This window comes from Rhodococcus sp. IEGM 1381, assembly GCF_030056795.1.
Lineage (GTDB): Bacteria > Actinomycetota > Actinomycetes > Mycobacteriales > Mycobacteriaceae > Rhodococcoides.
Genome location: NZ_JASHKQ010000007.1, coordinates 151,839 through 175,354, shown reverse-complemented (window position 1 = coordinate 175,354; position 23,516 = coordinate 151,839). Strand labels below are relative to the sequence as shown.

28 protein-coding genes are annotated in these 23,516 nt (G+C 62.3%); 14 read left to right on the top strand and 14 right to left on the bottom strand.

Annotated features, from left to right (window positions below):
• Window positions 1-374: 374 nt before the first annotated feature.
• The 5 genes from QM797_RS17355 to QM797_RS17335 all read left to right on the top strand — a co-directional run bounded on the left by QM797_RS17355 (window position 375) and on the right by QM797_RS17335 (window position 3,600).
• The gene (locus tag QM797_RS17355; protein ID WP_283276908.1) at window positions 375-1,562 is read left to right on the top strand and encodes an MFS transporter; all 1,188 of its coding nucleotides are present in this window, start codon (window positions 375-377) and stop codon (window positions 1,560-1,562) included.
• Window positions 1,563-1,901: 339 nt separating this feature from the next.
• Window positions 1,902-2,174 carry a DUF3263 domain-containing protein gene (locus QM797_RS17350; protein ID WP_283276907.1) on the top strand — a complete coding sequence of 91 codons (273 nt, stop codon included), beginning with the start codon at window positions 1,902-1,904 and terminating at the stop codon, window positions 2,172-2,174.
• Window positions 2,171-2,560 carry a hypothetical protein gene (locus QM797_RS17345; protein ID WP_283276906.1) on the top strand — a complete coding sequence of 130 codons (390 nt, stop codon included), beginning with the start codon at window positions 2,171-2,173 and terminating at the stop codon, window positions 2,558-2,560. The genes QM797_RS17350 and QM797_RS17345 overlap by 4 nt, the downstream gene beginning before the upstream one ends.
• Before the next feature lie 78 nt (window positions 2,561-2,638).
• Window positions 2,639-2,833 (top strand): three-helix bundle dimerization domain-containing protein, encoded by a 195-nt coding sequence (locus QM797_RS17340; protein WP_283276905.1) that lies wholly within the window; start codon window positions 2,639-2,641, stop codon window positions 2,831-2,833.
• Window positions 2,834-3,276: 443 nt separating this feature from the next.
• Window positions 3,277-3,600 carry a hypothetical protein gene (locus QM797_RS17335; RefSeq protein WP_283276904.1) on the top strand — a complete coding sequence of 108 codons (324 nt, stop codon included), beginning with the start codon at window positions 3,277-3,279 and terminating at the stop codon, window positions 3,598-3,600.
• A gap of 139 nt (window positions 3,601-3,739) precedes the next feature.
• On the opposite strand, the gene QM797_RS17330 is transcribed toward QM797_RS17335, so the two are convergent.
• Window positions 3,740-4,696 (bottom strand): hypothetical protein, encoded by a 957-nt coding sequence (locus QM797_RS17330; RefSeq protein WP_283276903.1) that lies wholly within the window; start codon window positions 4,694-4,696, stop codon window positions 3,740-3,742.
• A 357-nt stretch (window positions 4,697-5,053) separates the two neighbouring features.
• Here QM797_RS17330 and QM797_RS17325 point away from each other — a divergent pair, with 357 nt between their 5' ends.
• Window positions 5,054-5,653: a hypothetical protein gene (locus tag QM797_RS17325; protein ID WP_283276902.1), complete on the top strand. Its 600-nt coding sequence runs from the start codon at window positions 5,054-5,056 to the stop codon at window positions 5,651-5,653.
• Window positions 5,654-5,815: 162 nt separating this feature from the next.
• On the opposite strand, the gene QM797_RS17320 is transcribed toward QM797_RS17325, so the two are convergent.
• The 4 genes from QM797_RS17320 to QM797_RS17305 form a co-directional block, all read right to left on the bottom strand.
• The gene (locus QM797_RS17320; RefSeq protein WP_283276901.1) at window positions 5,816-6,217 is read right to left on the bottom strand and encodes an ester cyclase; all 402 of its coding nucleotides are present in this window, start codon (window positions 6,215-6,217) and stop codon (window positions 5,816-5,818) included.
• 745 nt (window positions 6,218-6,962) lie between these two features.
• Window positions 6,963-9,350 carry an ABC transporter permease gene (locus tag QM797_RS17315; protein ID WP_283276900.1) on the bottom strand — a complete coding sequence of 796 codons (2,388 nt, stop codon included), beginning with the start codon at window positions 9,348-9,350 and terminating at the stop codon, window positions 6,963-6,965.
• Complete coding sequence (locus QM797_RS17310; RefSeq protein ID WP_502942355.1) at window positions 9,347-10,126, bottom strand: ABC transporter ATP-binding protein; 780 nt, start codon at window positions 10,124-10,126, stop codon at window positions 9,347-9,349. The genes QM797_RS17315 and QM797_RS17310 overlap by 4 nt, the downstream gene beginning before the upstream one ends.
• Before the next feature lie 174 nt (window positions 10,127-10,300).
• Window positions 10,301-10,975: a DedA family protein gene (locus QM797_RS17305; RefSeq protein ID WP_283276899.1), complete on the bottom strand. Its 675-nt coding sequence runs from the start codon at window positions 10,973-10,975 to the stop codon at window positions 10,301-10,303.
• A 187-nt stretch (window positions 10,976-11,162) separates the two neighbouring features.
• Between QM797_RS17305 and QM797_RS17300 the strand changes: the two genes are divergently transcribed.
• Genes QM797_RS17300 through QM797_RS17290 form a run of 3 tightly spaced genes read left to right on the top strand, consistent with a single transcriptional unit; the run spans window position 11,163 to window position 13,148 of the window.
• Window positions 11,163-12,365 carry a sensor histidine kinase gene (locus QM797_RS17300; RefSeq protein ID WP_283276898.1) on the top strand — a complete coding sequence of 401 codons (1,203 nt, stop codon included), beginning with the start codon at window positions 11,163-11,165 and terminating at the stop codon, window positions 12,363-12,365.
• A complete protein-coding gene (locus QM797_RS17295) occupies window positions 12,356-12,934 on the top strand; it encodes a response regulator (protein ID WP_283276897.1) in 579 nt (192 codons plus the stop codon). Before QM797_RS17300 ends, QM797_RS17295 begins: the two co-directional genes overlap by 10 nt.
• A gap of 1 nt (window position 12,935) precedes the next feature.
• The gene (locus tag QM797_RS17290) at window positions 12,936-13,148 is read left to right on the top strand and encodes a hypothetical protein (protein WP_283276895.1); all 213 of its coding nucleotides are present in this window, start codon (window positions 12,936-12,938) and stop codon (window positions 13,146-13,148) included.
• Window positions 13,149-13,264: 116 nt separating this feature from the next.
• On the opposite strand, the gene QM797_RS17285 is transcribed toward QM797_RS17290, so the two are convergent.
• From QM797_RS17285 to QM797_RS17265, 5 genes are all read right to left on the bottom strand, one after another.
• Window positions 13,265-13,405: a hypothetical protein gene (locus QM797_RS17285; protein ID WP_283276894.1), complete on the bottom strand. Its 141-nt coding sequence runs from the start codon at window positions 13,403-13,405 to the stop codon at window positions 13,265-13,267.
• Window positions 13,406-13,595: 190 nt separating this feature from the next.
• Window positions 13,596-13,766 carry a hypothetical protein gene (locus QM797_RS17280; RefSeq protein WP_283276893.1) on the bottom strand — a complete coding sequence of 57 codons (171 nt, stop codon included), beginning with the start codon at window positions 13,764-13,766 and terminating at the stop codon, window positions 13,596-13,598.
• A gap of 24 nt (window positions 13,767-13,790) precedes the next feature.
• Window positions 13,791-14,222: a hypothetical protein gene (locus tag QM797_RS17275; protein ID WP_283276892.1), complete on the bottom strand. Its 432-nt coding sequence runs from the start codon at window positions 14,220-14,222 to the stop codon at window positions 13,791-13,793.
• 649 nt (window positions 14,223-14,871) lie between these two features.
• Window positions 14,872-15,246 (bottom strand): GntR family transcriptional regulator, encoded by a 375-nt coding sequence (locus tag QM797_RS17270; protein ID WP_283276889.1) that lies wholly within the window; start codon window positions 15,244-15,246, stop codon window positions 14,872-14,874.
• Window positions 15,243-16,184: a hypothetical protein gene (locus QM797_RS17265; protein WP_283276887.1), complete on the bottom strand. Its 942-nt coding sequence runs from the start codon at window positions 16,182-16,184 to the stop codon at window positions 15,243-15,245. Before QM797_RS17265 ends, QM797_RS17270 begins: the two co-directional genes overlap by 4 nt.
• Window positions 16,185-16,367: 183 nt before the next feature.
• Here QM797_RS17265 and QM797_RS17260 point away from each other — a divergent pair, with 183 nt between their 5' ends.
• Together QM797_RS17260 and QM797_RS17255 are read left to right on the top strand one after the other, a co-directional pair.
• A complete protein-coding gene (locus QM797_RS17260) occupies window positions 16,368-16,889 on the top strand; it encodes a hypothetical protein (protein WP_283276885.1) in 522 nt (173 codons plus the stop codon).
• A gap of 234 nt (window positions 16,890-17,123) precedes the next feature.
• On the top strand, window positions 17,124-18,086 hold the full coding sequence (locus QM797_RS17255) for a hypothetical protein (protein ID WP_283276883.1): 963 nt from the start codon (window positions 17,124-17,126) through the stop codon (window positions 18,084-18,086).
• A gap of 138 nt (window positions 18,087-18,224) precedes the next feature.
• Here the strand turns inward: QM797_RS17255 and QM797_RS17250 are convergent, their stop codons facing one another.
• Window positions 18,225-18,530, bottom strand: coding sequence for a hypothetical protein (locus tag QM797_RS17250; protein ID WP_283276882.1), 306 nt, complete (start codon window positions 18,528-18,530; stop codon window positions 18,225-18,227).
• A 182-nt stretch (window positions 18,531-18,712) separates the two neighbouring features.
• On the opposite strand from QM797_RS17250, the gene QM797_RS17245 reads away from it, so the two are divergent.
• A complete protein-coding gene (locus QM797_RS17245; RefSeq protein ID WP_283276881.1) occupies window positions 18,713-19,102 on the top strand; it encodes a hypothetical protein in 390 nt (129 codons plus the stop codon).
• Between the two features lie 169 nt (window positions 19,103-19,271).
• Here QM797_RS17245 and QM797_RS17240 read toward each other — a convergent pair whose 3' ends face one another.
• Window positions 19,272-19,739, bottom strand: coding sequence for a nuclear transport factor 2 family protein (locus QM797_RS17240; protein ID WP_283276879.1), 468 nt, complete (start codon window positions 19,737-19,739; stop codon window positions 19,272-19,274).
• 96 nt (window positions 19,740-19,835) lie between these two features.
• Between QM797_RS17240 and QM797_RS17235 the strand changes: the two genes are divergently transcribed.
• Window positions 19,836-20,594 carry an ArsR/SmtB family transcription factor gene (locus QM797_RS17235; RefSeq protein ID WP_283276878.1) on the top strand — a complete coding sequence of 253 codons (759 nt, stop codon included), beginning with the start codon at window positions 19,836-19,838 and terminating at the stop codon, window positions 20,592-20,594.
• Window positions 20,595-20,970: 376 nt separating this feature from the next.
• Here QM797_RS17235 and QM797_RS17230 read toward each other — a convergent pair whose 3' ends face one another.
• Together QM797_RS17230 and QM797_RS17225 are read right to left on the bottom strand one after the other, a co-directional pair.
• Window positions 20,971-21,615 carry a response regulator gene (locus QM797_RS17230; protein WP_283276877.1) on the bottom strand — a complete coding sequence of 215 codons (645 nt, stop codon included), beginning with the start codon at window positions 21,613-21,615 and terminating at the stop codon, window positions 20,971-20,973.
• Complete coding sequence (locus tag QM797_RS17225; protein ID WP_283276876.1) at window positions 21,612-22,808, bottom strand: sensor histidine kinase; 1,197 nt, start codon at window positions 22,806-22,808, stop codon at window positions 21,612-21,614. The genes QM797_RS17230 and QM797_RS17225 overlap by 4 nt, the downstream gene beginning before the upstream one ends.
• A gap of 77 nt (window positions 22,809-22,885) precedes the next feature.
• On the opposite strand from QM797_RS17225, the gene QM797_RS17220 reads away from it, so the two are divergent.
• Window positions 22,886-23,515: a class I SAM-dependent methyltransferase gene (locus QM797_RS17220; protein ID WP_283276875.1), complete on the top strand. Its 630-nt coding sequence runs from the start codon at window positions 22,886-22,888 to the stop codon at window positions 23,513-23,515.
• Window position 23,516: the final 1 nt, after the last annotated feature.

Genomic DNA, 23,516 nt, shown 5'->3' with positions numbered 1-23,516 from the left:
TCAATTTGCTCGATCACTCGAAATGAGAGATGCAGTGCCGCAGTAATTTACAGCACTTTACTGGTAACCCTGCATATCATGACTGGTCGTATTGTGGCCAGTCCGCGGCAACCTCACCTTCAACTACATCGCAGCTTGCGTCTACATCGTCCTCGCCGCAATCGCGGTAGGAACGGCCTCGAGTTAGGCGGCAGAGTGTGATTCCCGTTCTCGCGACCAGAAACGGTAGACCGTCCAGCGGCCCTTCGTGTCTGTAGCTGGCCAAGCTCAGTCGAACCTCCCAAGTACCGATTCCTGCTGATCATTGGATGGTCCGATGGTGATGTCGGATTCCCGCCAGCGACGGGTTGTCTTGCCGACAACACTTCTCGGTCATGACCACTTCTTCAGATTCGCTGGACCGCCCAACAGTTTTGAGATCGCCTGTCGTGTGGTTCATGTCGCTTGCCGCCGCGATTGGTACTGCAACCATCTATCCGCTCCAGCCGGGTGTGGCTGAGGTGGCCACCTCGATGGATGTCTCGGTCGCCGAGGTCGGCGTTGCCCTGGCGTGTGGGCCCGTTGGCTACCTGCTGGGGTTGATTCTGCTGGTGCCGCTGGTCGATCGGTTCGCACCCCGACACGTGCTGTCTGTCCAGTTCGCCGCATTAGCAGCAGTTTTGGCCCTCAACGCCGCGGTCGTAGACCCGTGGCTGTTGGGCCTCGTTGTGGGCGTTGTCGGGACTGGTTCCTCCGTGGGCGCGCAGATGAGCTCGGTAGCGGGCCGGTTCGCTGATCCGCTCCGACGCGCCACAGTCCTGGGCATCGTGACTGCCGGGATCTCCGCAGGCATCCTTGCCGGCCGCATTGTTGGCGGCTGGCTGACCGACGTCATCGGTTGGCGCGGGATGCTTCTCACTTTCGCCGCAACGTGCGTGGTGATCGCCGTGGCAGCGCGATCCGTCCTTCCCGCCACCACCGGCCGCGTCACGACCGGATATCTCGCCACGGTCCGTGCACTACCTGGTCTATTCGTTCGTCACCCACTGCTCCGGTTGGCTGCGGGCCGCGGAGCTTTGTGGTTCTTCGCTTTCTGCACGGTGTGGGCCGGTCTTGCAGTTGCACTGTCGCAACCACCATTCTCCTACTCGGCCGAGCGAATCGGGCTCTACGCGTTCGCCGGTTTGCTGGGCATCCTCGCCACCCGGCTTGCCGGCGTCTGGACTGACCGCGTTGGCGCGCGCGCGGTGATTTTGGTCGGGCTCGTCCTAGCAGTCCTCGCCGCCGCAGCGATGTCGCTGTTCCTGTCGAACACCGCGGTCACACTCATCTGCTTGGGATTGTTCGACGCTGGACTGTTCGCCGCCCAGGTGGCTAACCAGAGCACCGTGCTTGCCATCAACCCCACCGCGCCCGCCCAGCTCAATAGCGCCTACATGGTCGTCTACTTCATCGGCGGCAGCGTCGGCACCGCATTCGGTGCCTCAGCAGTCCACTGGTGGGGATGGACAGCAACCACGTCCATAGCTGCCGGAGCAATACTGATTGCCGCAGCGATCACCGCCGCCTCCAGAAGACGCTAAGACTCGACACCACCCGGACGGTCTCAAGAACGCAGGTCGTGTAGACCGAAACACCATCGCCGCGATAGAACAGCGCCTGAGATGCAGAAGCAACTCGTCCTACATCAACACGTCTCGTTAACAGTAATTTTCACTACGCGTTTCTCACGATCGCCGCCTGACCTGCGGGCATCGCGAGTCCACGACTACCGTGAATGCACGCGGGGAGCGGGTTCGGTCTGTGGTTCATTGCCACCGGCGGCGAGTCTTCCAGCGCGTTTGTTCAGTGTTCACTTGTTAGTCGCCCTACGGTTGCTTGCGGCGACTGCGACGGTCGAGGGGCCGGGTGATACTGCAGTCATGCCGCCGACACCCGACACCCCGCACGAGCGCGATCGGATGCTCGCGTTCGCGCTCCAGTGGATGCCCTACGGCGGCGGCGACGCCGAGGACATCATGGTCGCGTTCGGCATACCGCCGGAAACGTATTTCCGCAGGCTCCGGCACCAACTGGCCGACCCTGAACAGTCTGTTGACCTCGACTCCCGGACCGTGGACGCACTGTTGCGTGTGTGCCGTCGACGCCTCGAACACAGCGCAGCATCCGTCGGCCGACCACAGGTCGGGCAATGACCACCACGAGCGCAGTGGACACTGCCACGGGATCGGCGCAGTTCATCACACATTCACCTGGAACGGGACACTCTGCACGTTCCGGTGACCGGAAGATGAACGCACCCAGCACGAAGCCGACGTCACCGACCGCATCCCGAAGGCAGCCCGACAGCTCCGATCGGGCACAAGCCCAGGTCTTCGCTGCGATGCTGACCGTCGAGATCGACGCAGTCTCAGCGCTCGTCGACGAAGCCGAACAACTCGCCCACAAAGCCAGACAAATCGGCCAAGGCACCGCCCGGCTCTGGCACAACGAAGAAGCCCGGTCGCAGCGAAAAATGTTGTACGAGCTGCACCGCCAACTCGACGCCCTCCACGCGCGCTTTCCCGATGGCTCGGGGTAGGCACCGACGGCACGACCCAGAGACTGCGCAGGACCCCCCCTCTTGACCTAGCCCCGAGCAGAGCGGATCGTTGAAATCATGACTACCACCACCGAACACGAGCACATCGACGCCGTCCGCGATCGCCTCGCAGCACTGTTCCCCGATGTGCCCGCATCGGTCATCGACGAGACCATCGCCGCGGAGCACGCCCGCTTCGAGGGCAACTCCATCCGCGACTTCGTCCCGTTGTTCGTAGAACGGAAAGCACGCAAAGCACTCCAGGCGAAATAGCTTGCACGTCAACGTTATGCATTCTGCGTGAGCCGAATCGCTTGTTCGCAACACGAATACCGACTGCGAACTGCACCCAGCGTTACCGCGGCCGGCTGGTGGCTTAGTCATAGATGACGCCGGCTCCCGTTCGCCTCAATTCTTCCAGCCCTGCTCGGAACAGGCCGAGGTACCCGAGGTACCCGGATATCCTCCGGAGGTCCCGGCCGAATTCGGTCTCCGTTCATCAAGTCTGATGTGCTAGGACGTCGTGCACTATGCGCAGAGAGCGAGCTATACGACTGTGGTCGATAGCGATCGTCGTCGCTGTTGCGGCGACGGCGCTAATCGTCGCGCTCGTCATGAGACCGGGCGGAGACGAGGACCGCAAGTGCTTGTCGGTCACCTCGAGTCTGAGCGAGCTGTTTGTGGGTCGGCCATCGGTTGGTCCACTTGAAGCCTTCGTGTCGGTTGCAGAAGAGGTTGCGCCGCACGGTGAGGCGGGGGCGTACGAGCACTATTACGTGATCGCCATGCAGTTCTCCACTACGGACGGGTCGATGCTCGAGGGTGTTTGGGAGTTGGGTAGGAACGGGTCCGGTCCAGAAGGTGGGACGGTGTCCGTGGATGTTTTGGCCGACGGAGCTTCGGAGTCCATCATCTCGATCAACGGAGAAGCGCAGTCGTTCACCCTCTGGCCCCGTCAAGGTGCCATCGTGGATCCGTTGAGCGAGGCCGTGATTCGCGCGAGAACGTGCCTGATGGAATTCACCACAGCGACGCTGTGACACAGCTGAGTCGATTCGCCCGCACTCCATGGCCGTCGACGCCAGCGATTCGGGACTCGGCACGTTTCACGCCGGCATTCGGTGCGCTCTGTCCGATGCGCGGTGTCAGCGGGAAGTCTGAATGTTGATCAGGGTCGAGTCAGTGAGTGGCGCTGTTGATCGAGTCGATGTAGGCGGCGGGTGCCGCCAACGGTGTGAAGCCGTCCGCCAGGATGCGTCGGCATCCGTCGAGTTCGATGTGGATATCGATGGTGACGTACTCGTCCCCGATATTGGACTGCGTGGAGGTGGTAGCCAGCGATGTTGCTTGCTGATTGCAGGGGCCGGCGGGCTCGAGGTCGGTGAGAGTGGCGTTCCAGTCGAGATACGGCTCGGGCGCGTATCGATCCGCGCCGGCGAACTCCGGACTGGCTCCGGCGTTGTCGAAGTGACAGAACCCGGACGGTGTCAGCGTCAGGTCGAGTAGCGACCGCAGCCCGGGTGTCGGTGTCGAGACGACGGGCGAGCATGAGAAGAAGTAGGCGATTCCTGCGGTGTCGAGACGGACCTGGTGTTCGGTGGTGCCCACTTCTGGGAGTTCGAGGATCTCGGCGAGTCCGAGGGTGTTGTCCAGTCCGCAGTCGCCACGTGGATACGAGGGCTGCACGGCTCGGCCGTCGGCGTCGAGGAGCCACATGTCGACCGGTGCCGCCGCGAGAACGGATGCCAGGCAGTGGGCGTCGAAGATCGAGCGGCGAGTGGGCGGCCTGTTCAGTTCCCGCACAGCGGCGTCGAAGTCACCGGCATAGCGGCGTTCGACGTAGGTGACGGTTCCGTCCGCAGCGACGTGGTCGCCGATGCCGATGTCGCACACCACGGCCGTCACCGGTTCGAACTCTTCGGGCACCGTGCCCGGCGCAGGACGTGGCAAGAAGGCCTGCTGTTGCGGAGGAGCGGCGAGGTAGCCGCCGACGTCCTGGGGCAGTGCGCACACGAACTGATCAGCGGAGCCGATCTCGGCGACCGACCTCGACTCCGGGGTGGAGAGCACACCGTAGGACGCGAGGGCCGCCGTCACCACCAGGAATATCGTCAGTCCCACACGTCGACCGATCATGCTCGCAAGGGTCCCACCTTTCGTCTGCGCACCGCGCCGGTTGGGGAACCGTGTTGCCACGCCCACCTAGGAGCTGAACCAGGGTTGTGGGCTGGCGATATCGCCCTCGGCCACATCGTGGTGGTGCACCCGATGAGCCCCTTAATGGCGGCACGAATCCAGATATACTGCGGCACAACACATGGAGGCGTCTACAGGTAACCCTGCATATCAAGACTGGTCGTATTGATCCGCGCTCGAGAGGAATGGGCGGGGTTATCGATCGAGCGTCTGGGTTGGGAGCGCTGGCCGGTCGGAAGACTTGCATCCCCATCAAGGACGACGAAGTGCAATGAGAGCAGGTGTAAATCTAATACGGTGATTGCACCGACGTGGCAACAGCTCACAGCGTGCAACACTGCGGCGACCGACCTCAACCTGTCAGGCTCGCTGCACGTCGTCGGTGCAACCGACACAGGCTTCGTCGACGACCACTTCGAATTCCGCTACGGCCGCGGTGATCGCTGGCGGGTCGAACGCAACGGCGAAGTCGTATACGCGTCGTCGAGCTCGACCGACATTGTGCCCGTCGCCCGCATCGATGGACAGATGGTCCACCAACGCACCACCAGCCTAATCCGGCTCGGCGCGCTGTTCACCCCGCGAGATCTCTTCGGCCCGCGATCACTCCTTACACGACGCACACCCGCCCAGTACGTCACGCAGGCCCCGACGGCACTCGACCACGATGGCCGCCCGGCATGGTCGACCGATCTGACGTCGCCCACCGGACTCACCACCACGATTGTGATCGACGACGAAACCGGGGTCATCGCCCACCTGAGCAGCCGCGATCACAGCCAGTCGCTACACCCCGAAAATCTGACCGCACACACCGGAATACCCGACGACCGATTCGTATGGGACGGCCGCATCGTCGAATCGAAGGAACTGAAGAGCCTTCGCCTGTCCTGGTAACACCGGCCCAGTGCACGTCTTCGATGGTCTTCTTGTTCGTGTCATGTCAGCGGGATGATCGACGCGGTGTCCTGTGTACACGCCCGTTTGGCCGGAGGCGGCCTTACTTTGAGGCAAAGCGTCGGACTCACACGCATTGCCACTGCATTCGCATATGAGCTGCTATTTTCCGCCGGTGAGCAGCTCACTGCGCAATGCAACTTCCAGGTCTCCCCAGCACCGCACAATTTTTCCGTCGTCATCGATCCGGTACACCGCGAGCTCTCGAATCTGCACATGCCGCCCGGTGGCAGGGATCCCGTCGAACTCACCCTGGTGGGTGCCGGTGTCTGTCAGCCGGGCCGCCATCGACCGGCCCTCGACAATCAAATCTTCGATGCGCCAGTTGAAGTCTGGGAACGCGACGGTGATGTCTTGAAGGCCGTCGCGGTAGCCTTCGACACCGCTGCGGACACCTTCGACATCGGTGGCGATGAACTCGTCGAGATCGCCGAACCGGCGTTTGTTGCAGGCGGCAATGTACCGGGCGTAGGTACCGACGGGATCGTCTGCGAAGGTTGCCATACCGACCACGGTAAAGGCACCGTGCAGTTCTCGCCAGGACCTCAGCTGCTCCGTAGACCGCCGGAAGATCCCAGGCCCGTCATCAATTGATGAGCAGCGGAACTAGAATATTACGAAATCATTGGTGCTGCATCACATGCAGGTAAAGCCGGATTCCAGTTCGAGGGCACTCGTCGTAGGTGGAGTTCCCGCAGGACTCGCCCGGTCAGTAACACCTATGCGCGCGTGACACTACCGCGAAGGGACGTACCGATAGGACAGGACCGCGATTACGTCGAAAGCTACTGCGGTGTGGGGATGGTCCCCACACCGCATCCCGATAACCGGATCGGCCAGCAACAGGCAACCCCCTAAGACGGCGACGCCCCCCTATCGCCATACCCACCTGAGGTGAGGTGTTCAGCACTCCCGAAGCTAGATCCGCGTACTGCCGGTGGGCCGACGCCGTTGCTGCACCGTTGCAACCTGGTCCGTACAGTCCGCATCCGAACCCGACGACCGCAGGGCCGGTACAGGTTTCAGATGTGGTCGGCGGTCTCGGCACCGTCTCCTCGACCCGCAGCTCTTCGATCGTGCAGCGAACAGGTCGGTTTGGTGCATCTGTCAGAGCAGTCAGTACCTCGATCCACGCCGTCATTTTCGCAGCCGAGCGGAGGGTTCAACGGCTACGACTGCGCGCGCCAATCTCGCTTTCTGTGTGCTCGACCATCGCGAAGTTGATAGAAGCCCCCGAATTAGGCGGGGTTCACTGGACACTGGCTGACCCACGCCGGAAGCTGACCACAGCTGCCGTCACGCCCATCATGCATGCGATTCCCAGCGGCACCAGAACGGCCTGTGCCCAGTCGAGGTGAACACCTACTGGGCTGCCTGTGGTGTTCGACAGACCGGCTGCCATCTCGTGTAGTGGCACGACGGTACAGAGCGCACCGAGCAGCACGCCGCACGCGCCGGCGACTACAGCCTCTATGACGACCACTCCGCTAATTTGCCGTTTGGTGGCACCGGAGCGCGCCAGTGTGCGCACTTGGGTCTGCCGATGCAGCATGGACATCGCGATTGTGATGGCGGCTGCCAGTACGGCGTAGCTGACAGCGACTGCGATGAAGGTCATGACGTAGCGATTGAGCAGAGTCAGGTCCTTGTCGTAGCGCGTCGAAGACCAGGTGATCGCATCCGTGACGCGGGTGCCTGCGGGGGGCTCGACGGAGGCCTGAATAGATGACGAGCGCACGAACACCTCGTCCGCCACGGCCGAGGGGTCATGGAGACGAATGATGCCTTCGGACAGGGCCACGCCAGGATGCTCGCCCCTCGGTTCGTCCACGATCGACGTGATGGTCGGGTTGAGGTCTGTCCCATCCGACATCACCAGCGCAACTGAGTCGCCTGTCTGCCAGCCGTTCTCCTCGGCCATGTATCGGGGCACCTCGAAGGCAGAGGGCTCGGCCGCGCTCGGAAGTGCCGTGACGGGAAGCGCCACGGTGGACCCCGGAACGACAAGTCGAGCTCGACTGGATATCTCGACCTCGATGACGTCGTACTTCTCGAACGCTTGGGATACTTGGTCAGCCGTCAGGTAATCGCCATCGGAAACCACCACCGACTGGCCCTGGATCTGATTTGCGGTTTCCGCAGGGTAGGCGATTCGCATCGTAGGAATAAATCCACTGGTCAGGATGGCGAGAGCCGCCGCGATGATCGCCGGCGCAGCGATCGAGGCAGAGCGGCGCGGGTTTGTAGTGACCTCGGCGCTGCCGACCATGAGGGGGGCGGACGGCCGGATCCTCCAGGGCAGCCACAGCAAGATGCGTGCGAGTCTAGGCACCAGTACCGGTGCGAGACATGCGGCAGCGATAGCAGCAGTGAGAGCGATGACGATCGCCATCAACACCGAGTCCAGACCCGGCACCGTGCGGCCAGCTATCACCTCGATCACGACGAGTGCGGCCAATGCGGTTCCGCTGATTGTTCGTAAGCGCCCGTGGCCCTTGCGTGGACGAGTCGACTCGGGACGCATTGCGGCCAGTGGGCTCACCCGCGAAGCGCTCACCGCCGAGATGGCGGCTCCGATCACGGCGATGGCGATACCTCCCAGGGTCGTTGCCAAGACAGTGGGCCAGTCGACCGTCACGCTGAGCTCGGCAGGCAGAATTCCCCACGATCGCAACATTGCGGCCAACGGCACAGTCGCCAGCACCCCGGCCGCAGCTCCCGTGACCGATCCCACCGTTCCCAGCAGCACGGCTTCCAGCAGCACTACGCGGCGCAACTGCTTCGGCAGCGCTCCGGTTGCGCGAAGGAGGCCGAATTCCTGGGTGCGCTCGTCGACGGCGAACTTCGAGGTGACCGCGACGACGAAGAGACTCACAACCAATGACGCGAGGGCCAGCGCCGTCAGAAACTGACTGCTCAAGTAGCGGCTTTTGGCGATCGAGTCATCCTGTAGGGCACTGCGATCGGTCACCACCTCGCCACCGAACTGCGCCGCGACCGACTGCACCGAGGCTTCTGCCGACTGATCGGTGACCTCGATACCGAGAAGACTGGCGGCGGGGGCCAACTGCGCGGCGGTAGCGTCGTCGAAATAGACGCCAGGACCGTCGGCGGTACCGGCGACTTTCACCTCGATATCGCCCTGTGCGGTCCGAAGAGTGACCCGTTCGCCAACGGAGGCACCGAACTCCGGCCCGAGCGCGATCTCTGACGCCTGCTGCGGTTGCTCTCCGGAAATCAGTCGGTAGGGAGCCAGCGACGTGCTCGACCACCCATGCCCGGCGACTTGTGGATCTGCACTCGGCAGCGCTCCGGACGGGGTAACGATCTGCGCAAGGAAGCTACGGTCCGCCACAACATGCGTGATACCCGGGATTGAGCGGATCTGCTGCGTCAGTTGGGCGAGCCGGTCTCCGCCCCACGCGCTGCGGTCACCGGCCTGTCCCAGCACGTTCGTTGCTCGCTCGCCGGCGACCACCAACGACGTCCCTTGTAGCCGCTCGGGTGGCTGCGGTCCTGCTGCTGCCATGACTTGTGCAGTGGCGGTGGTGATCAGAACGCCGACGAACACCGCCAGCAGTACCCCCAGCGCGGCCGTGATCCGGCGTCGGAAAGACGCCATTGCCCAGGTGATCATGCTCTGACCTCGGCCATCCGAGCTGCGATCTGGGCGGCGGTCCGGTTGTCGCCCGGGAGGCCCCGGCGGTGCTGTAGATCGTCGACCACTTTCCCGTCACGGAGAAACAGGACTCGATCGGCGAACGAAGCCGCGGTCGGGTCGTGGGTCACCATCACCACGGTCTGGCCCTCGTGATCTACGACGCTTCGCAGTAGCGCCAGGACTGACCGCGAGCCGGCAGAGTCCAATGCGCCCGTGGGCTCGTCCGCGAACACCACTTCGGGCTCGGACACCAGGGCTCGAGCGACGGCGACCCGTTGCTGCTGGCCGCCGGACAGCTGAGACGGCCGATGATGCATTCGATCCCCCAGCCCGACCCTTGTCAGTCCTGCGGTGATTCTGGAACGCTCAGGCTTGCGTCCGGCAAGCCGTAGAGGCAGCTCGAGATTCTGGATCGCTGTCAGCGAGTCGATGAGGTTGTAGGACTGAAAAACGAAACCCACCTTGGATCGGCGCAGGAGGGTCCGTGCCTGCTCGCTGAGGGATCCCACCTCCACGTCGCCTATGAAGGTCTCCCCGCCGTCCAATCTGTCGAGCCCCGCAGCGCACTGCAACAGAGTCGATTTGCCCGATCCTGATGGACCCATCACCGCAGTGAAAGTTCTGCGATGAAAATCCACGCTGAGATCATTCAGGGCGTAGACGGTCTCGTCGCCCAGGTCGTATCGGCGACGCGCGGCACGCACACGCACCGCAGGCTGCTCACTGGTGGTCCGATCGATGCTGTTGTCCATGTTCTCTAGCCAAGCGCAGCGGCCGAGCCTTCGGTACGCGGAAGCTCGTACACCCTCATTGCGGAAAACCGCAATAAATCGAGCACTCGCCGATTCGTGTCGACCGATGCGAAAATGACGATCGGCGCAGGGCGCGAGGTTGTTTCGGTTCACCGTCCGACGTCCTTATCATGCTCAGTGTCCGTCTGGATCGGTCTTCCCCGTCTGACGGCGAGATCGCAACCGCGAGGCCACGAAGACGACGAAGGAAATGGCGACCGTCGCGACGACGATCTTCTGCAGAATGTCGGCATACGCGTCGACCAGGTGCCAGTTCTCGCCCAGCTGATATCCCGCGGTGACGAATATGGTGTTCCAGATCAGACTTCCGATTGTGGTGAGTACGAGGAACTTCATCATTCCCATCCGCTCGATTCCGGCGGGCAGGGAGATGAAGCTGCGAAACAGCGGGACCATGCGGCCCAACAGCACTGCCGTCGACCTGTGCTTGGCGAACCACGCCTCCGAGCGGTCGAAGTCGGTGGCTTTGATCAGCGGGATTCGCGCCACCAGTGCTCGCGTGCGCTCGCGTCCGATGAGCGCACCGACCGCGTAGACGATAGTCGCGCCCAGTACCGAGCCGAGCGTTGTCCAGAAGAGCGCCGCGCCGAAGGAGAACACTCCTTGACTGGCCGAGGAACCGGCAAGGGGCAGAACGAGTTCGCTCGGGATCGGAGGGAACAGATTGTCGGCACCGACGACGACAGCGGCACCGGGGCCGCCGAGCGCATCCATGACGCCGACCGCCCATCCGGCCAGGCCGTCGAGTGTCTCGGTTTCAGCCGCTGCAGTAAATACCAAGTCGGACATGATAATTCCCCAGTTCTTTGATGTCGCTCGTCAGGAAGGTCGCTGAAAACGTTAGGAACTTCCCAAATGGCGGCCATCGAGGAAGCCGTCGACAGTCATGGGACTTTCTGGACGGAACCCTGTGGTTTACCGCAATACGCGGGGGCGGGTGCTCGGTTAGGCTGCTCGAGTGCTGGTGGACCATGTCGTGCGACGATCCGACCTGGCGGATCGCATTGCCTTCAGCTCACTTCTTCGGCGGTGGCTCGGTGCGCTGGCCGGCGTTCTGCTCGGTAGCCTCACGGCGATCGCGGCACTGCTGTTCTCGCCGGCGGCAGTGCTCGCCCTCACTCTGGCGCGCATCCCCGGCCGGTGGGCAACGCCACTTCGGAGGGCAGTCGATGGGAGCGCACTGGCTTTGTCCGAGTTGGAGATTCGTCGTATCACCCGCTTCCACGGCATGCTCCATACGGATGCGGCGACCCCTCGACGTTGCCGCTGGTATCTCGGGATGCGCTGGTCTATCGGACTACTCGGACTCGGCGTGGTCCTTCTACTGATGCTCTGTCTCGTCGTGGCCGGCTCGATGGTCTCGGCATGGATCCTCGGCGGCGGCTGGGGCTTGATCGAGAACTCCGACCGGGTCGACGGTGGACTCATCGCGATGGCGGCTCTGCCCGGGATCCTCTTGATCTTCGTCGCGATCGTCGGGGTGGCCGCGGTGGGTTCGCTGGACCGTTGGTTCTGCGTCCAGGTGCTCGGCCGACAGTCGGATCGGTTGCTGCACCAGCGGGTTGCCGAATTGACGAGCAGCCGCGATCACGTTGTCGATGCCATCGACGACGAACGCCGCCGCATCGAGCGCGACCTCCACGACGGAGTTCAGCAACACCTGGTTGCGCTGGGGATGCTCGTCGGCCGGGCTCGCCGCGCTGACGATCCAGAGAAGGTGCACGAACTCCTCACCCAAGCACAGGTCGCATCGCAGGGAGCGATCGACGAGCTGCGCGAGGTTGCCAACCGGGTGTATCCCATCGCGCTCGACAAGGATGGCCTGCGCGCAGCTCTCGAGACGCTGGCCGAGCGGGCCAGTGTTCCAGTCCGACTCTCGTACGAATTGACAGAGAGGTTGCGCCCCGCTGAGGAGACGGTTGTCTACTTCGTCATCTCGGAGGCGGTAACCAACGCAGCCAAGCACGCCTCCCCGAAACTGTTGGAGGTCAACGTCACTCACCAGAAGTTCGATCGTGTACTGGCAACCATCACCGACGACGGGCCCGGTGGCGCCGATCCGTCCGGCACTGGATTGTCCGGACTGGCCCGCCGCGTCGCTGCCCTGGATGGCACCCTGACTGTGGACAGCCCGGTCGGCGGTCCGACCGTCGTGAGGGCGAGCGTCCCGTGCGGGTGATCGTTGCCGAGGACTCGACGCTGCTGCGTGAGGGTCTGGTACGTCTGCTCGTCGACGAAGGCCACGACGTGATCGCGTCCGTGGGCGACGCCGACGCGCTCCTGGTTGCCGTGGAACTGAATCGTCCCGACATCGTCGTCACAGACGTCCGCATGCCTCCGGGTCACAGCGACGAGGGACTGCGAGCGGCCTTGACCATTCGCGATAGATGGCCGGAGGTGGCGGTACTCGTACTCTCCCAGTACGTCGAAAACCGTTACGCAGCAGAGCTGATCAGCGGATCCGGCGGCAAGGTCGGCTACCTGCTCAAGGACCGCGTCGCGCAGGTCGAAGAATTCTTGGACGCATTGAACAGGGTGGCCGGCGGCGGGACTGCCTTCGACCCGGAAGTAGTGCGGCAGCTGTTGTCTCGCACGACCCGATCGAATCCCCTCGAACGACTCACGCCTCGTGAACGCGATGTTCTCGAGCTGATGGCTTCCCACCGAGGCCTCACCTGGACAAGAAACTATGAGTCGCACAAATCGGTGATACGTTGGCAGTCAATGCAATCGAGCGAGGTGAGCTGACGTGGCGCAACGATCTGGCGGGGTTGCACCACTTCTACTGTCGGTGGGATCCATCATCGCGTCCCTGATGTGCATTGTGTCGATCGTGACGGTCTTTGCCATGCTCTTCCGGGCCGGCAACCCTGTTCATGGCGTGCCTTACGTCGTGGCAGCGATCGCTTTCGGGGCGCTCGCAGTATGGCTGGATCGGCTCAAGAAGAGGCGTTCACAGTAGCGTTGGCCGCCCATCTTAATCTTCATCTTTGCAGCGACCGAACACAGCGGAAAAGACCCGGCCGGAGGAGTGCCCCCGGCCGGGTCTGTGTTTTCAGACTGTGGGCTGAAGCGAGCTCAGCCCCTGATGTTGATGCACGCGTAGGGAGTCCACACTCCGTCTGTGGCAGAGTTGTTCGCACGGGTGCAGAACGACGTGCCCGACTTCGCATAGAGCGGTGCCGCAGGGAGACTGAGGTAATCACCGGATGCGACCATGGCCACACTGTTTATGCAGTCACCCGCACCGACCTCGGTGTTCACCACGGTGCCGGTTCTGCTGTAGCGGTACCGGACATTGACGTCATAGACAGAGCAGCAGCTGCAAATCCCGACGCGGCAATGCGCTTGAATGTTGTTCTCACGGCTCTTCTTTCGGAGTTCGAGGGATCGATAGTTGTGGCGCGGGTCATCCAATGGCGAAGACGCCGATCGTGGTCGTGCCGTCTTCTGCGTACAGGGGCACTTCCCGTTTTGCTTCGGTGTAGACCTCGACACCGTCTGTTGTGCTCGCAGTCGGCAGAGCGGCGACATCGTCCAGCGGTGCCTGCGGTGCCTCGTCGAGATCGCTCGTCTGCACGTAGCACAGTTGGCCATCGGTGCCTTAGGCAGCCATCAGATCCGGCAGGTCGGCCTCGGACTCCGCTTGCGCGCCTGAACCGATGGTCCGCCCATCGTCGAGGGTCTTCTCGGCAATCTCAGGTTCGTCCACGGCTCCTCGTGCAGTCGGGCCGTTGATGGTGAACAGTGGGTTGCTGGGAAAGGTAACGTAGGTGTTGAAGGCTGTTCCGTTCCAAGCCCGTACGAACCCGTGGCTGTTGTACGACCCACCGCCGCACTCCTGATACGAGGCAACTGTCAGCTCGGGTGTCGGCCCGTAGTTGTAGATGTACGGGGTTGCTTCGCAGAGGATTCCGCTCTTGAACAGTCGGGCCATGACCCCCATGTACGTCTTGGTCACGGACACGCCGTTCACGGTGCGGATGTTGCTCGAGGCAATGATTCGAGGATCGTTGGTGATGGTCGAATCGTGCAAGTAAAGATTCCCTCCAACGAAAGGCGTCGGTCCCGTCCATCCCGTCAGGGTTTCCGCACCGGCAGAACCGCCTCCCAGAGCGACTGTGACCCCCACGACGGCGAGTCCCGTAGCGAGTCGCTTGCCGAGGCGAAATGACCGCTTACGCAATACTTGTGGCGTTTTACTCACTCTGGTCTGCCTCTCGTCGACGTGCCGATTCATGCGTTTTCGTGAACGGATCGATGGGCCACCCTGAAAGCGGGGCGCTCGGTATTAAACCGAGCGGTATGGGTTGAACTTTATCTACGCTTTGGAAAAAATTTGTTAGTTCGGTTCGGCTGGTCCAATTCGGCCAACCGCCCACGATGGTGGCCGGCGAGGGACGCGATCGCCGTCCGAGCTACGAAATATATTGACCGTGGCCATGTTTGGCGACAAGACCTCGTTGAGGAGACCAGATTGAGTCGTGATCCTTCAACTACCAGTCCCTATGGCAGCCACACCGAGACCCAAGCCGGGCTAGAAGAGGCAGCAAACGCACGCATCTTGGCGGACTCTGAGATAACTACACCGAGAAAGATCATCCTCCAGGTCCCTATTTGGGTGGGCGAAGAACTGGACCGTGATCCAATTATTGGTCGCGCTGACCGCGCTTGCGCGTCGAGTCTCACTCGTCGTCGACGATTGCTGTCACCGACGAATCCAGTTCCGCTCGAAGCGAGGTCATCACGTCGTGCTGGTCGACTCCAATGCGCGCCGTAGTCCGAGCAAGTGATCGAACGAGCTCGACGATCTCTGCGGGCAGCGGGGACGCGGTGTCGGACACCCTGGTACCGGCACCGGTACGTGTCACGACCAAGCCGTCCTGCTCGAGTTGCTTGTAGGCCCGTGCCGTTGTTCCGGGGGACACCCCCAGATCGCGGGCTGTCTGACGGACGGTAGGCAATCTCTCGCCGCGTCCCAGACGCCCCGAGACGATCAGACCCCGGTAATGATCGTAGATCGACGTCGACTGCCCTACACCCGCGAGGCGATCGCTCATCGTTGCGCCACAACAGGGGCATCCGAGGCAGCGCTGCTCGATCGGCGTCGGTACGGACGTGCCATCGCCTGCAGGACGTACACGACACCGGCCACCTGCAGGACCCAACCGAGGTATCTCATCGGCGGCGCAATCGAGGAAAAGCCCGTGCTCCACATGTACGGGTCGGAGCCCGGCACCTGGAAGCCGACGTGTCCCGCCGAGTAGCCGAGGCTTTCGACTACAGCACCCAAGCTCAGAAGCACAGCACCGATGGTCACGGTCAGCAACAGCGATGCGGCTGCCGTTCGCGTACGACTCTCGCTGTCCACCGTGTCGATTCGGGCGAACGGTCGTGCAGCGTCGAGATGCAATGCGCACCAATTCGATCCGACCAGAGCGATGATCATGAGGACAACGGGAAGGCCGGCTGTCCAGCCGTAGACCGTGCCGTACCCACCGCTCGGCCCGATGAAGGTGATGTTCGCCGATCCGGCGACACCCGGTTCGGATGCGAGGCCGCACACGACCGACAATGCCAGCAATAGTGCGGCCGAGACAAGGAGGGTGCGAAGCTGTCGAACGTTCACGAACGACGTCCACGTTCGGCGAACGACGGGTACCACCGGTTCCTCGACGAGCACAGGGTGTCGAACCGCCCACAGTGCCAGAGCCGCCGCCGCAGTGGCCGCTCCCGCGAGGGGAGCTGCGAACCTCCACCACACTGCGTCGAAAGGCTCCGACCACCGAGGCGCAAGAACGCCGAGCGCCCACCCCGAGAGGACCAGCAGCCCTCCGATTGCACCGGCGAGCTGGTGGAAGCCGCGACTGACGCTGGGAACGCTGACGGACTTTTTCGTCACCAATATTGTTGCCAGCCAGACCATGGCAGCGATGACGACCGCTCCGATTGGACTGAGCGTGAGAGCAAGTGCGAGTTCGGAGTTGCTTCTGTCCACGAGGATTCTCCTTCGATAGTTTGTACCAAGAAATTAGCACAATTCGTACCAATAGATAGGTACAAGATTGAGAAGGACGCAACGTTGCAGGCGGCTGTGGGAACCAGGTAGCGGGCTTTCGAGGTGCGTCAGAAGCCTTCCGAGTCGTTGACGCAGCTCCTCGGGAGCGGGCAGACTCCGTTCATGGATCTGCTGACGTACGTCGTGCACGAAGGATGCGACGTCGTCGGCACAGGCGTCGTCATCATCGACGCCTCCGGTGCCGCCCATCTCGCACCGAACACGCCGTTTCCGGATCCGCGGAATGTGTCACGAACAATTCCCCTGCGCTACAGCGTCTTCGATCGCGAATGGGATGGGGTGTGGGTCACGTTTACCGGACGCTGGGGTAACGGATGTGTCGATGTCGATTCGGTCGACCGAATTGACAGACCCAATTTCCCGAGCGAAACGACAGTGCGCGTCACAAACCCGAACGGCACGGGGTGGACACTCGCCGAAGAGGTTGCTGCCACAGAACACAGCGACCTTCATTCGACGGACGACCCGATTGTCGCTTCAGGTTCCCAGCGCGAGGACTACGGCAGCGACACTCTGACTATCGACTGCTTGTACATCGACAGGTCCCTCGCGGAATGGCTCGGCCGCACCCACCCCGGTGACATCGAGGTCCGGAGCACGCTCGCGCCGCACCGAACTCTGTAACACCGGAACCGAAGTTCTCGACCGATGGCTCTGACGACTGGACGCGCGACGACGTCTGTCGCGACGCGACAGTTGCCGCACAGACGTCTGTCGCGACGCGACAGTTGCCGCACAGGGGGGCAATCCGGCAGCCCAGCCGGCGGACAAACCAAGCAATGCCCCGCACAGCGCAGTTCATCATCGACCGGTAGCGCCCCGCCCACCGTCGCCCCGAAGTGGTTCTATGCTGCGACAGTGAACGGACGAGAGGCAGGGCTGACTCTGTTCGTGGCCGTGCTGGTTGCCCTCACTGCGTACGGAGTCGCAACTACCCCGCAACCCCGCACCGCAGCACACATCGGGTCAGCGGACTCGTTCGTCTGCCCGCTACCGCAGAACGTGAGCGGATCCGCCGACATACCGACTACGGCGAACAGGATTGCGGTTCCACCGAGGCCGGCTCCCGGCACCGTCCCGACCACCTTCACCCCGACCTCGGCGGTCGTCTGCGACACCTTCACCGGCGACACGGTCGCAGCCGACGGCACCGTCAGCTACCTCGAACGGCACTACATCGGCGACTTCGGACCGGTACTCGAAGCCCTGAATGCGCCCTCGGCACGACCAGCCTGGCCAATCTTCTGCGGGACCACCGACGACAGCATGCCGCCGCTGACAGACATGTGGCTGATCGACGCCGACGGCCGCGCAATGGAGCCGACGTATCCGATCAGTGGCTGCGGATTCGACAACACGCTCGGACTGTACGAGATCCAATCCCTGCCCGAGATCTTCACAGTCGAGCATCATGCACAACTGGATCCAGCCGCTATCGAACTGCTCTTCAACTGCCCATCCGCGCTGCCAGCCCTGCCGACACCGGGACCACGGCCCCTGCTCGACCTCTCGATCTTCCCCTCAGGGATCTGCCGATTCGACACCACCGGACCGATACCTGCTTTCACCGGTGCCCGGATCTGGAACAGCACCGATCCTGTTCTGAGCGAAGAGGTACTAGCAGATCCACCGGCAGCAAGCCCATGCACCGAAACCGCCACCTCGGTCGTCGCCGTTGCCGTCACCGACTCCGCGACGGACGATTGGCGACCGGTGACCATCGCCGTCGAGCTCGACGGCTGCCGCCGCATACTCGGGAACGGATTCACCCCACTCGCCGCATCGCCGAATATCGTCACCGCTCTGTCGAGCACTGGGTGACAGCGGGCCGACGTCAGTCGGTGGAGTCGTCGGATACTTTGCGATCGAATGGTCGCGAGACAGTCCAGGTCTTGCGATCAACGGAAGAATTACCGATAGACAGCCTGAGACAGGCGATAGTGGATACCCGACGTGCAACTATTTCCGCGGGTCTACGCCAATAGGTGGCGTCCAGTTTTCCTCACGCGCATCCTCTCGGTACCAGAAGAAGAACGCCGAACCAATGATCGGCAAAAGCCACACTGCAAGAATGGAAATCGCCGTACGCTGCGCGTTCAAGGGTGGCCCAGCAGCCTCTGACACGTACGCAGCGAGACCGAACCACAGGAGCACCAGAAGCAAACCGATACCCAGCTTCAAGAAAAAGAGCCCAAATCCAAAGTTGCAGGCGTCGCCAGCGCTCGCGCACTCACTCAAACCCGCCTCGGCTAGATAACTACTCACGCTTTCAGACTAACCCCGCCCACACCAGTGCAGAGCACGCTCAAGCGGCGGTGCTCCGCTGATCACAAGCCCCGCGACCACTGGCCTGACAGACTGACTCGGTGCGCCACCACGATTTGTCAAAGCGATTGATGAGTGCCAAGTGGTCTCCCTCACCGGGGGTTCGGGTGGTGCACTCGGACTTGCCTGAGCCTTGGACGTCGGCGCTGTCTCGATTGGGCCGCGACCTGCGTGTGCGCCAGTACGGCAACGGTATTGAACACGTCGATTGGGAGATCGACTCCGACCCGGAGATCGACGGGGTGTTCCTGCTGAGCGCGGTGACGGTTGCCGGCGTCAATCCGGGTAAGTTCGGTGGTAGCTGGATCGGTACCCGCGTCGACTCGGACGAAGAATTCGCGCTGTCGGCGATGGCCGATTCGGTCCAGGACGTTGTGGCCGACCTCGGTACCGCATGGCCGTGGGGTGACGGCGGTGGATTCATGAGCGTCCGACTCGTCGACGGTGTCGCAATGTGGAAGGACAGGAACGGTTGCACGATGCGCATGGGAGAGCTGGCCGGCATCGTCTGACCAGCCCAAACCTCGACTCCAACTAACGCTGCGCCCTGATTCGTTCGACGGCTGGCTTTCGAGTACTGCATAAACCGGGGCGTAGTTGCGCGGTGACAGCTGAACTGCAATCGCAAGCGAAAGACGCTGTGGCACAGTATATGCAGAGGTTTACCGGTAACCCTGCATATCAAAACTTGTCGTATTGCCCGGCGCCGACGTCCGGTGCGGCCTTGCCGACGGCGTTGGCGATCACGTGTTCGGTGCCACGCCAACCCCAGTAGATCCGGTGGCGTCGGATGAGTGGTCCGTCGAGTTCCATGACCTCGACCAAATCGAGCTGGTCGACACCACCGCCGGTCATGCGCGGGTACTCCCAGATGAGGGTCTCGCCATCGAATAGGTATGTCCCGGTGCGGTACAACGCCGGGAGCTCGTCCTCGCTCGGGCGGCGTCTGGCGATCTCTGCCAGAAATCGGTCGAGTTCGTCGCGACCAGCCACAGTGCCGCGTGGCGTGTCCAGGACCCGGCACACCAGCGGGCTCTCGAGTACTGCGTCATCGGTGTAGAGCGCCGATAGCGCAGTCGCGTCGCGTCTGCGAATTCGGTCGTGCCACTCGGTGAAAACAAACTCGGCTTGATCGTGCGTGGCACCCACAGCGTCTTTCCTCCCGGTAGGGGTCGGTTGTGGGCACCAGTCTGGCCTCGGAACGCTTCACGCTGCCCTGAACTGTTGTCGTGACACGATGTCTGCATGGCATCAGCGCACACGTGTGAGCCTGCGCGAAGAGGTGACGTCGATATCGGGTCGATCGCCCGGTTGATCGGCGACCCGCGACGGGCAGAGATTCTCCTGGCGTTGGCTGATGGCCGCGCGCGCCCGGCATCGGAGTTGGCTGCTGCTGCAGGTCTGTCGCGCTCTGCGACGACGAGCCACCTGAACCAGCTCGCCGACGGTGGCCTGATCCGTGTGGAGCAGGAGGGCCGGTTCCGTTTCCATTCCCTCGCCGGGCCCGACGTCGCGAACATGGTCGAAGCACTCGCTGCCCTCGCACCCACACGATCCATCACTTCATTGAGCGCAAGCACCGCCGCCGCAGCACTGCGCGAGGCGCGAACCTGTTACGACCACCTGGCGGGACGGTTGGGTGTCGCCCTCACCGATGCTCTCCGCGACAACGGTGCGGTCGTCTTCGAGGACCCGCTCGCCGGATCTGCGGCCGGCGGATCATCCGGCGCGGTCCGCTTGGGCCCCAACGCAGAACACGTTTTTTCAGCCCTCGAAGTCGATCTGATCGGCATTACCCTCACACCGACGCGGCGACCTCAGATACGGCTATGCCTGGACTGGAGCGAGCGCCGCTTCCACCTCGCCGGCGCGCTCGGGGCCGCGATAGCCGACGCCTGCCTACAGCATCAGTGGCTGGTCCGGCGTACTGGACGAGCGCTATACCTCACCGATACTGGTCGCCGCCACCTGCCAACAGTTCTGCCGCGACTGCGAATTCTTTGAACTGCACCAATTGACCCCCAGGCATCGGAGCGGCATCCTCATCCCTTGCTCGCGGATATCGAAACAGCGTCTCGAACCAACGCTGCGCCCTAATTCGTTCAACGGCTGGCTTTCGAGGATGCATAGACCGGGGCGTCGATACGCGGTGACAGCTGAACTGCAATCGCGAGCGAAAGACACTGCAGCACAACATATGCAGAGGTCTGCTGGTATCCCTGCATATCAGAACTGGTCGTACTGCTCCGCATCCCGCAAGCTGACGTGTGAAAACGCTAGGTCGTCTCCGTCGAAGGCTCGGGGCAGGGGCTCCCACACGCACGTTGGTGGGTCGAGTGTTGTTCAGAGTTCGGTGCGGAAGCGGTCTCGCATGCCCATGTCAGCGGCCCAACCCGACGTCACGCGCGTATAGCGCGAGCTGCACCCTGTTGCGCTGATGAAGTGCTGCCAGGATGCGACTCACATGGACCTTCACGGTGTTCTCTCGCATTCCAAGTTCGAGCGCAATTTCAGAGTTCGACAAGCCCCTGCTGACGCAGGCCAGGACGTCGATTTCGCGCGGCGTCAGCGGCTTGCCGAGTTCCTCGAGATCCATCGAGCTTGGACCCCGGTCCATCCTGAAGTGCTGGATCACCGAACGGGTCGCCCCAGGGTCGAGCACGACCCCACCATTGAAGACGGTCTCGATCGCGCCGACCAGCAGAGCCGGAATGGAGCTCTTCAACAAAAAACCGTCCGCTCCTGCAGATAACGCCCGGTAGATGTTCTTGTCGGAACCGAAAACTGTCATCACCACGATGCGTGGACGATCGGCCTTAGTCCGGACCGCGCGCGCTGCATCGATACCGTCCGACTCTGGCATTCGGATGTCGACCAGAAGCACATCGACTGCGTCTGCGATAGCGACCGCCTCACGACCGGTGGAACCCTCCCGAACCACCGTTATGCCCGGCTCCACTGACAGAAGTTCCCCGACACCGAGTCGAACCATCGGGTCGTCGTCGACGACACCAACCCTGATCACCGCTCGGTCCGGTCGCTGCCACCCGAACGAGGCACCGTGGCACTCAAGGTATAGCGCTCTCCGACCACATGACTGCCAACATTGCCTCCCACCAATCGAATTCGTTCTCGCAACCCGATCAAGCCCAGACCGGTTCCGGTTCCCGACTCGAGAGACCTGGCATCGAAGTCATTACCGATTTTGATCGACGTCTCCGTTGCCGATGACACTACGTCCACCGATACCACCGCATCGGACGAGTACTTGCGTGCATTGGTCAACCCTTCCCGCAGAATGCGCTTGATCGACAGTAGTTGCGCCGACGAATGCCCGGCAGCATCGAACTCGTCGACACCACGCACACTCAACCCGGTCGATTCGGCATCGCGCAACAGCTCATCGACCCTCAGCTCAGTCGGTTCCGCAGCCTCATCTCCATTCGGGCTGCGGAGTGCGAGTAACACATCTCCGAGTTCCCGCACGCCCATCACGGAGTTGTTCTCGAGCATCTTGAGCCGGTCACTCAAGTCAGGATCGCTGGTGGTCCTTCGCGCGAGAACCGCGGCATGCAACGCAACGATCGACAACCGGTGCGCGACAATATCGTGCAGCTCGCTGGCCAGCTGCAGACGCTCGCTGGTACGAATGTCGCGTTCGAGACTTTCCCGAGACTGCTCGGCAAAGTCGATTCTCTCAGTCAACAGCTGTTGCACGCGGTGACGCTCCGCCATCCAAGCCCCCAACATCGCTGCAGCGACGGCAAGCAAGAGCGGTCCGATAGGACGAGGCTCGACGAAAGCGCCAAACGAATCCGATCTCCGCAACCAACCGTAGGCAGCCAAGGCCAGCGGTAACGCCGCCAACAGTGCCGTTAGCACCCACCGCTGAGTTCGGACCAACCACCAAGCCAAGAAGACCAACGGCCACAAAGCGAAAGACACGGCCGCAGCGGTACCAGCGATCAGGACGGAGACAATTGGCATACGGCGTTTTACCAACTGAGCGAGACACGCACCGACGGCAATCCACTGAGTCCCGGTACCTTCCCAGCCGTTCGGCCAGTACGCCCAGGTGACGAACAACAAGAGCACCGTGACGACCGTGTCCTCAAACGCCCGCTTCGTTCTGAGACTCGCGGTAGACCACGCCTCCGTGCGACCACGTACCCACGCCGACATCGTCACCGTTTGACCGTATCCCAGAGAATCCGGCATGAAGTAATACAAAAGTAGTAGGTCAGCGGACCCATTCGTGTATTACCGCATCGCGCCGGCCACACAAGCATCGAAGTATGACAACAAGTCCTAAACCGCGCCGCTCATCGACACCGGCCCCGAACGCACCATTCGTTTTTGCACGACGCGCTTTGAACGAACCGCTCATCACAGGAGCGGTCGCTCCCAGCGGTCGCCAGCTTTCGCGTGCGTTGGCCACGAACTGCACGCTGATTCCCAGTCCCAATGCACCGACAGTCGAATTGGGCGCTGGAACAGGCGCAGTCAGTAGTGCGCTCCTTCGTAGAAGTCGAGACACCGTCCTGGTTGAGTCGAACCGGCAGTTCACCGTGCGTCTCCGCAGTCGCTTCCCACAGATCGAAGTCGTGTGCGGAGACGCGCTCGACACCATGAGCAGGTACGAATCATCAAGCAACGTGGTCAGCGGCTTGCCCTTCATGGCGATGCCCGCCGAGTACGTACGCGACCTGCTCAGTGCGGTCGTTTCGAGCTTGAGGCCCGGCGGGTCCTTCACCTGGTTCGGCTACTACGGCAAACGTGTGATCGATTTTGCACTCACGCCCGAGAAACGACGCAACCGGAACGAAGTCGCATCCATGCTGGCCGAACTTAGCGATACGCCCACACACCGGATCATGCTGAACGTCCCACCTGCGCGGGTCTGGCGCTGGACGAAAGAGCTGTAGC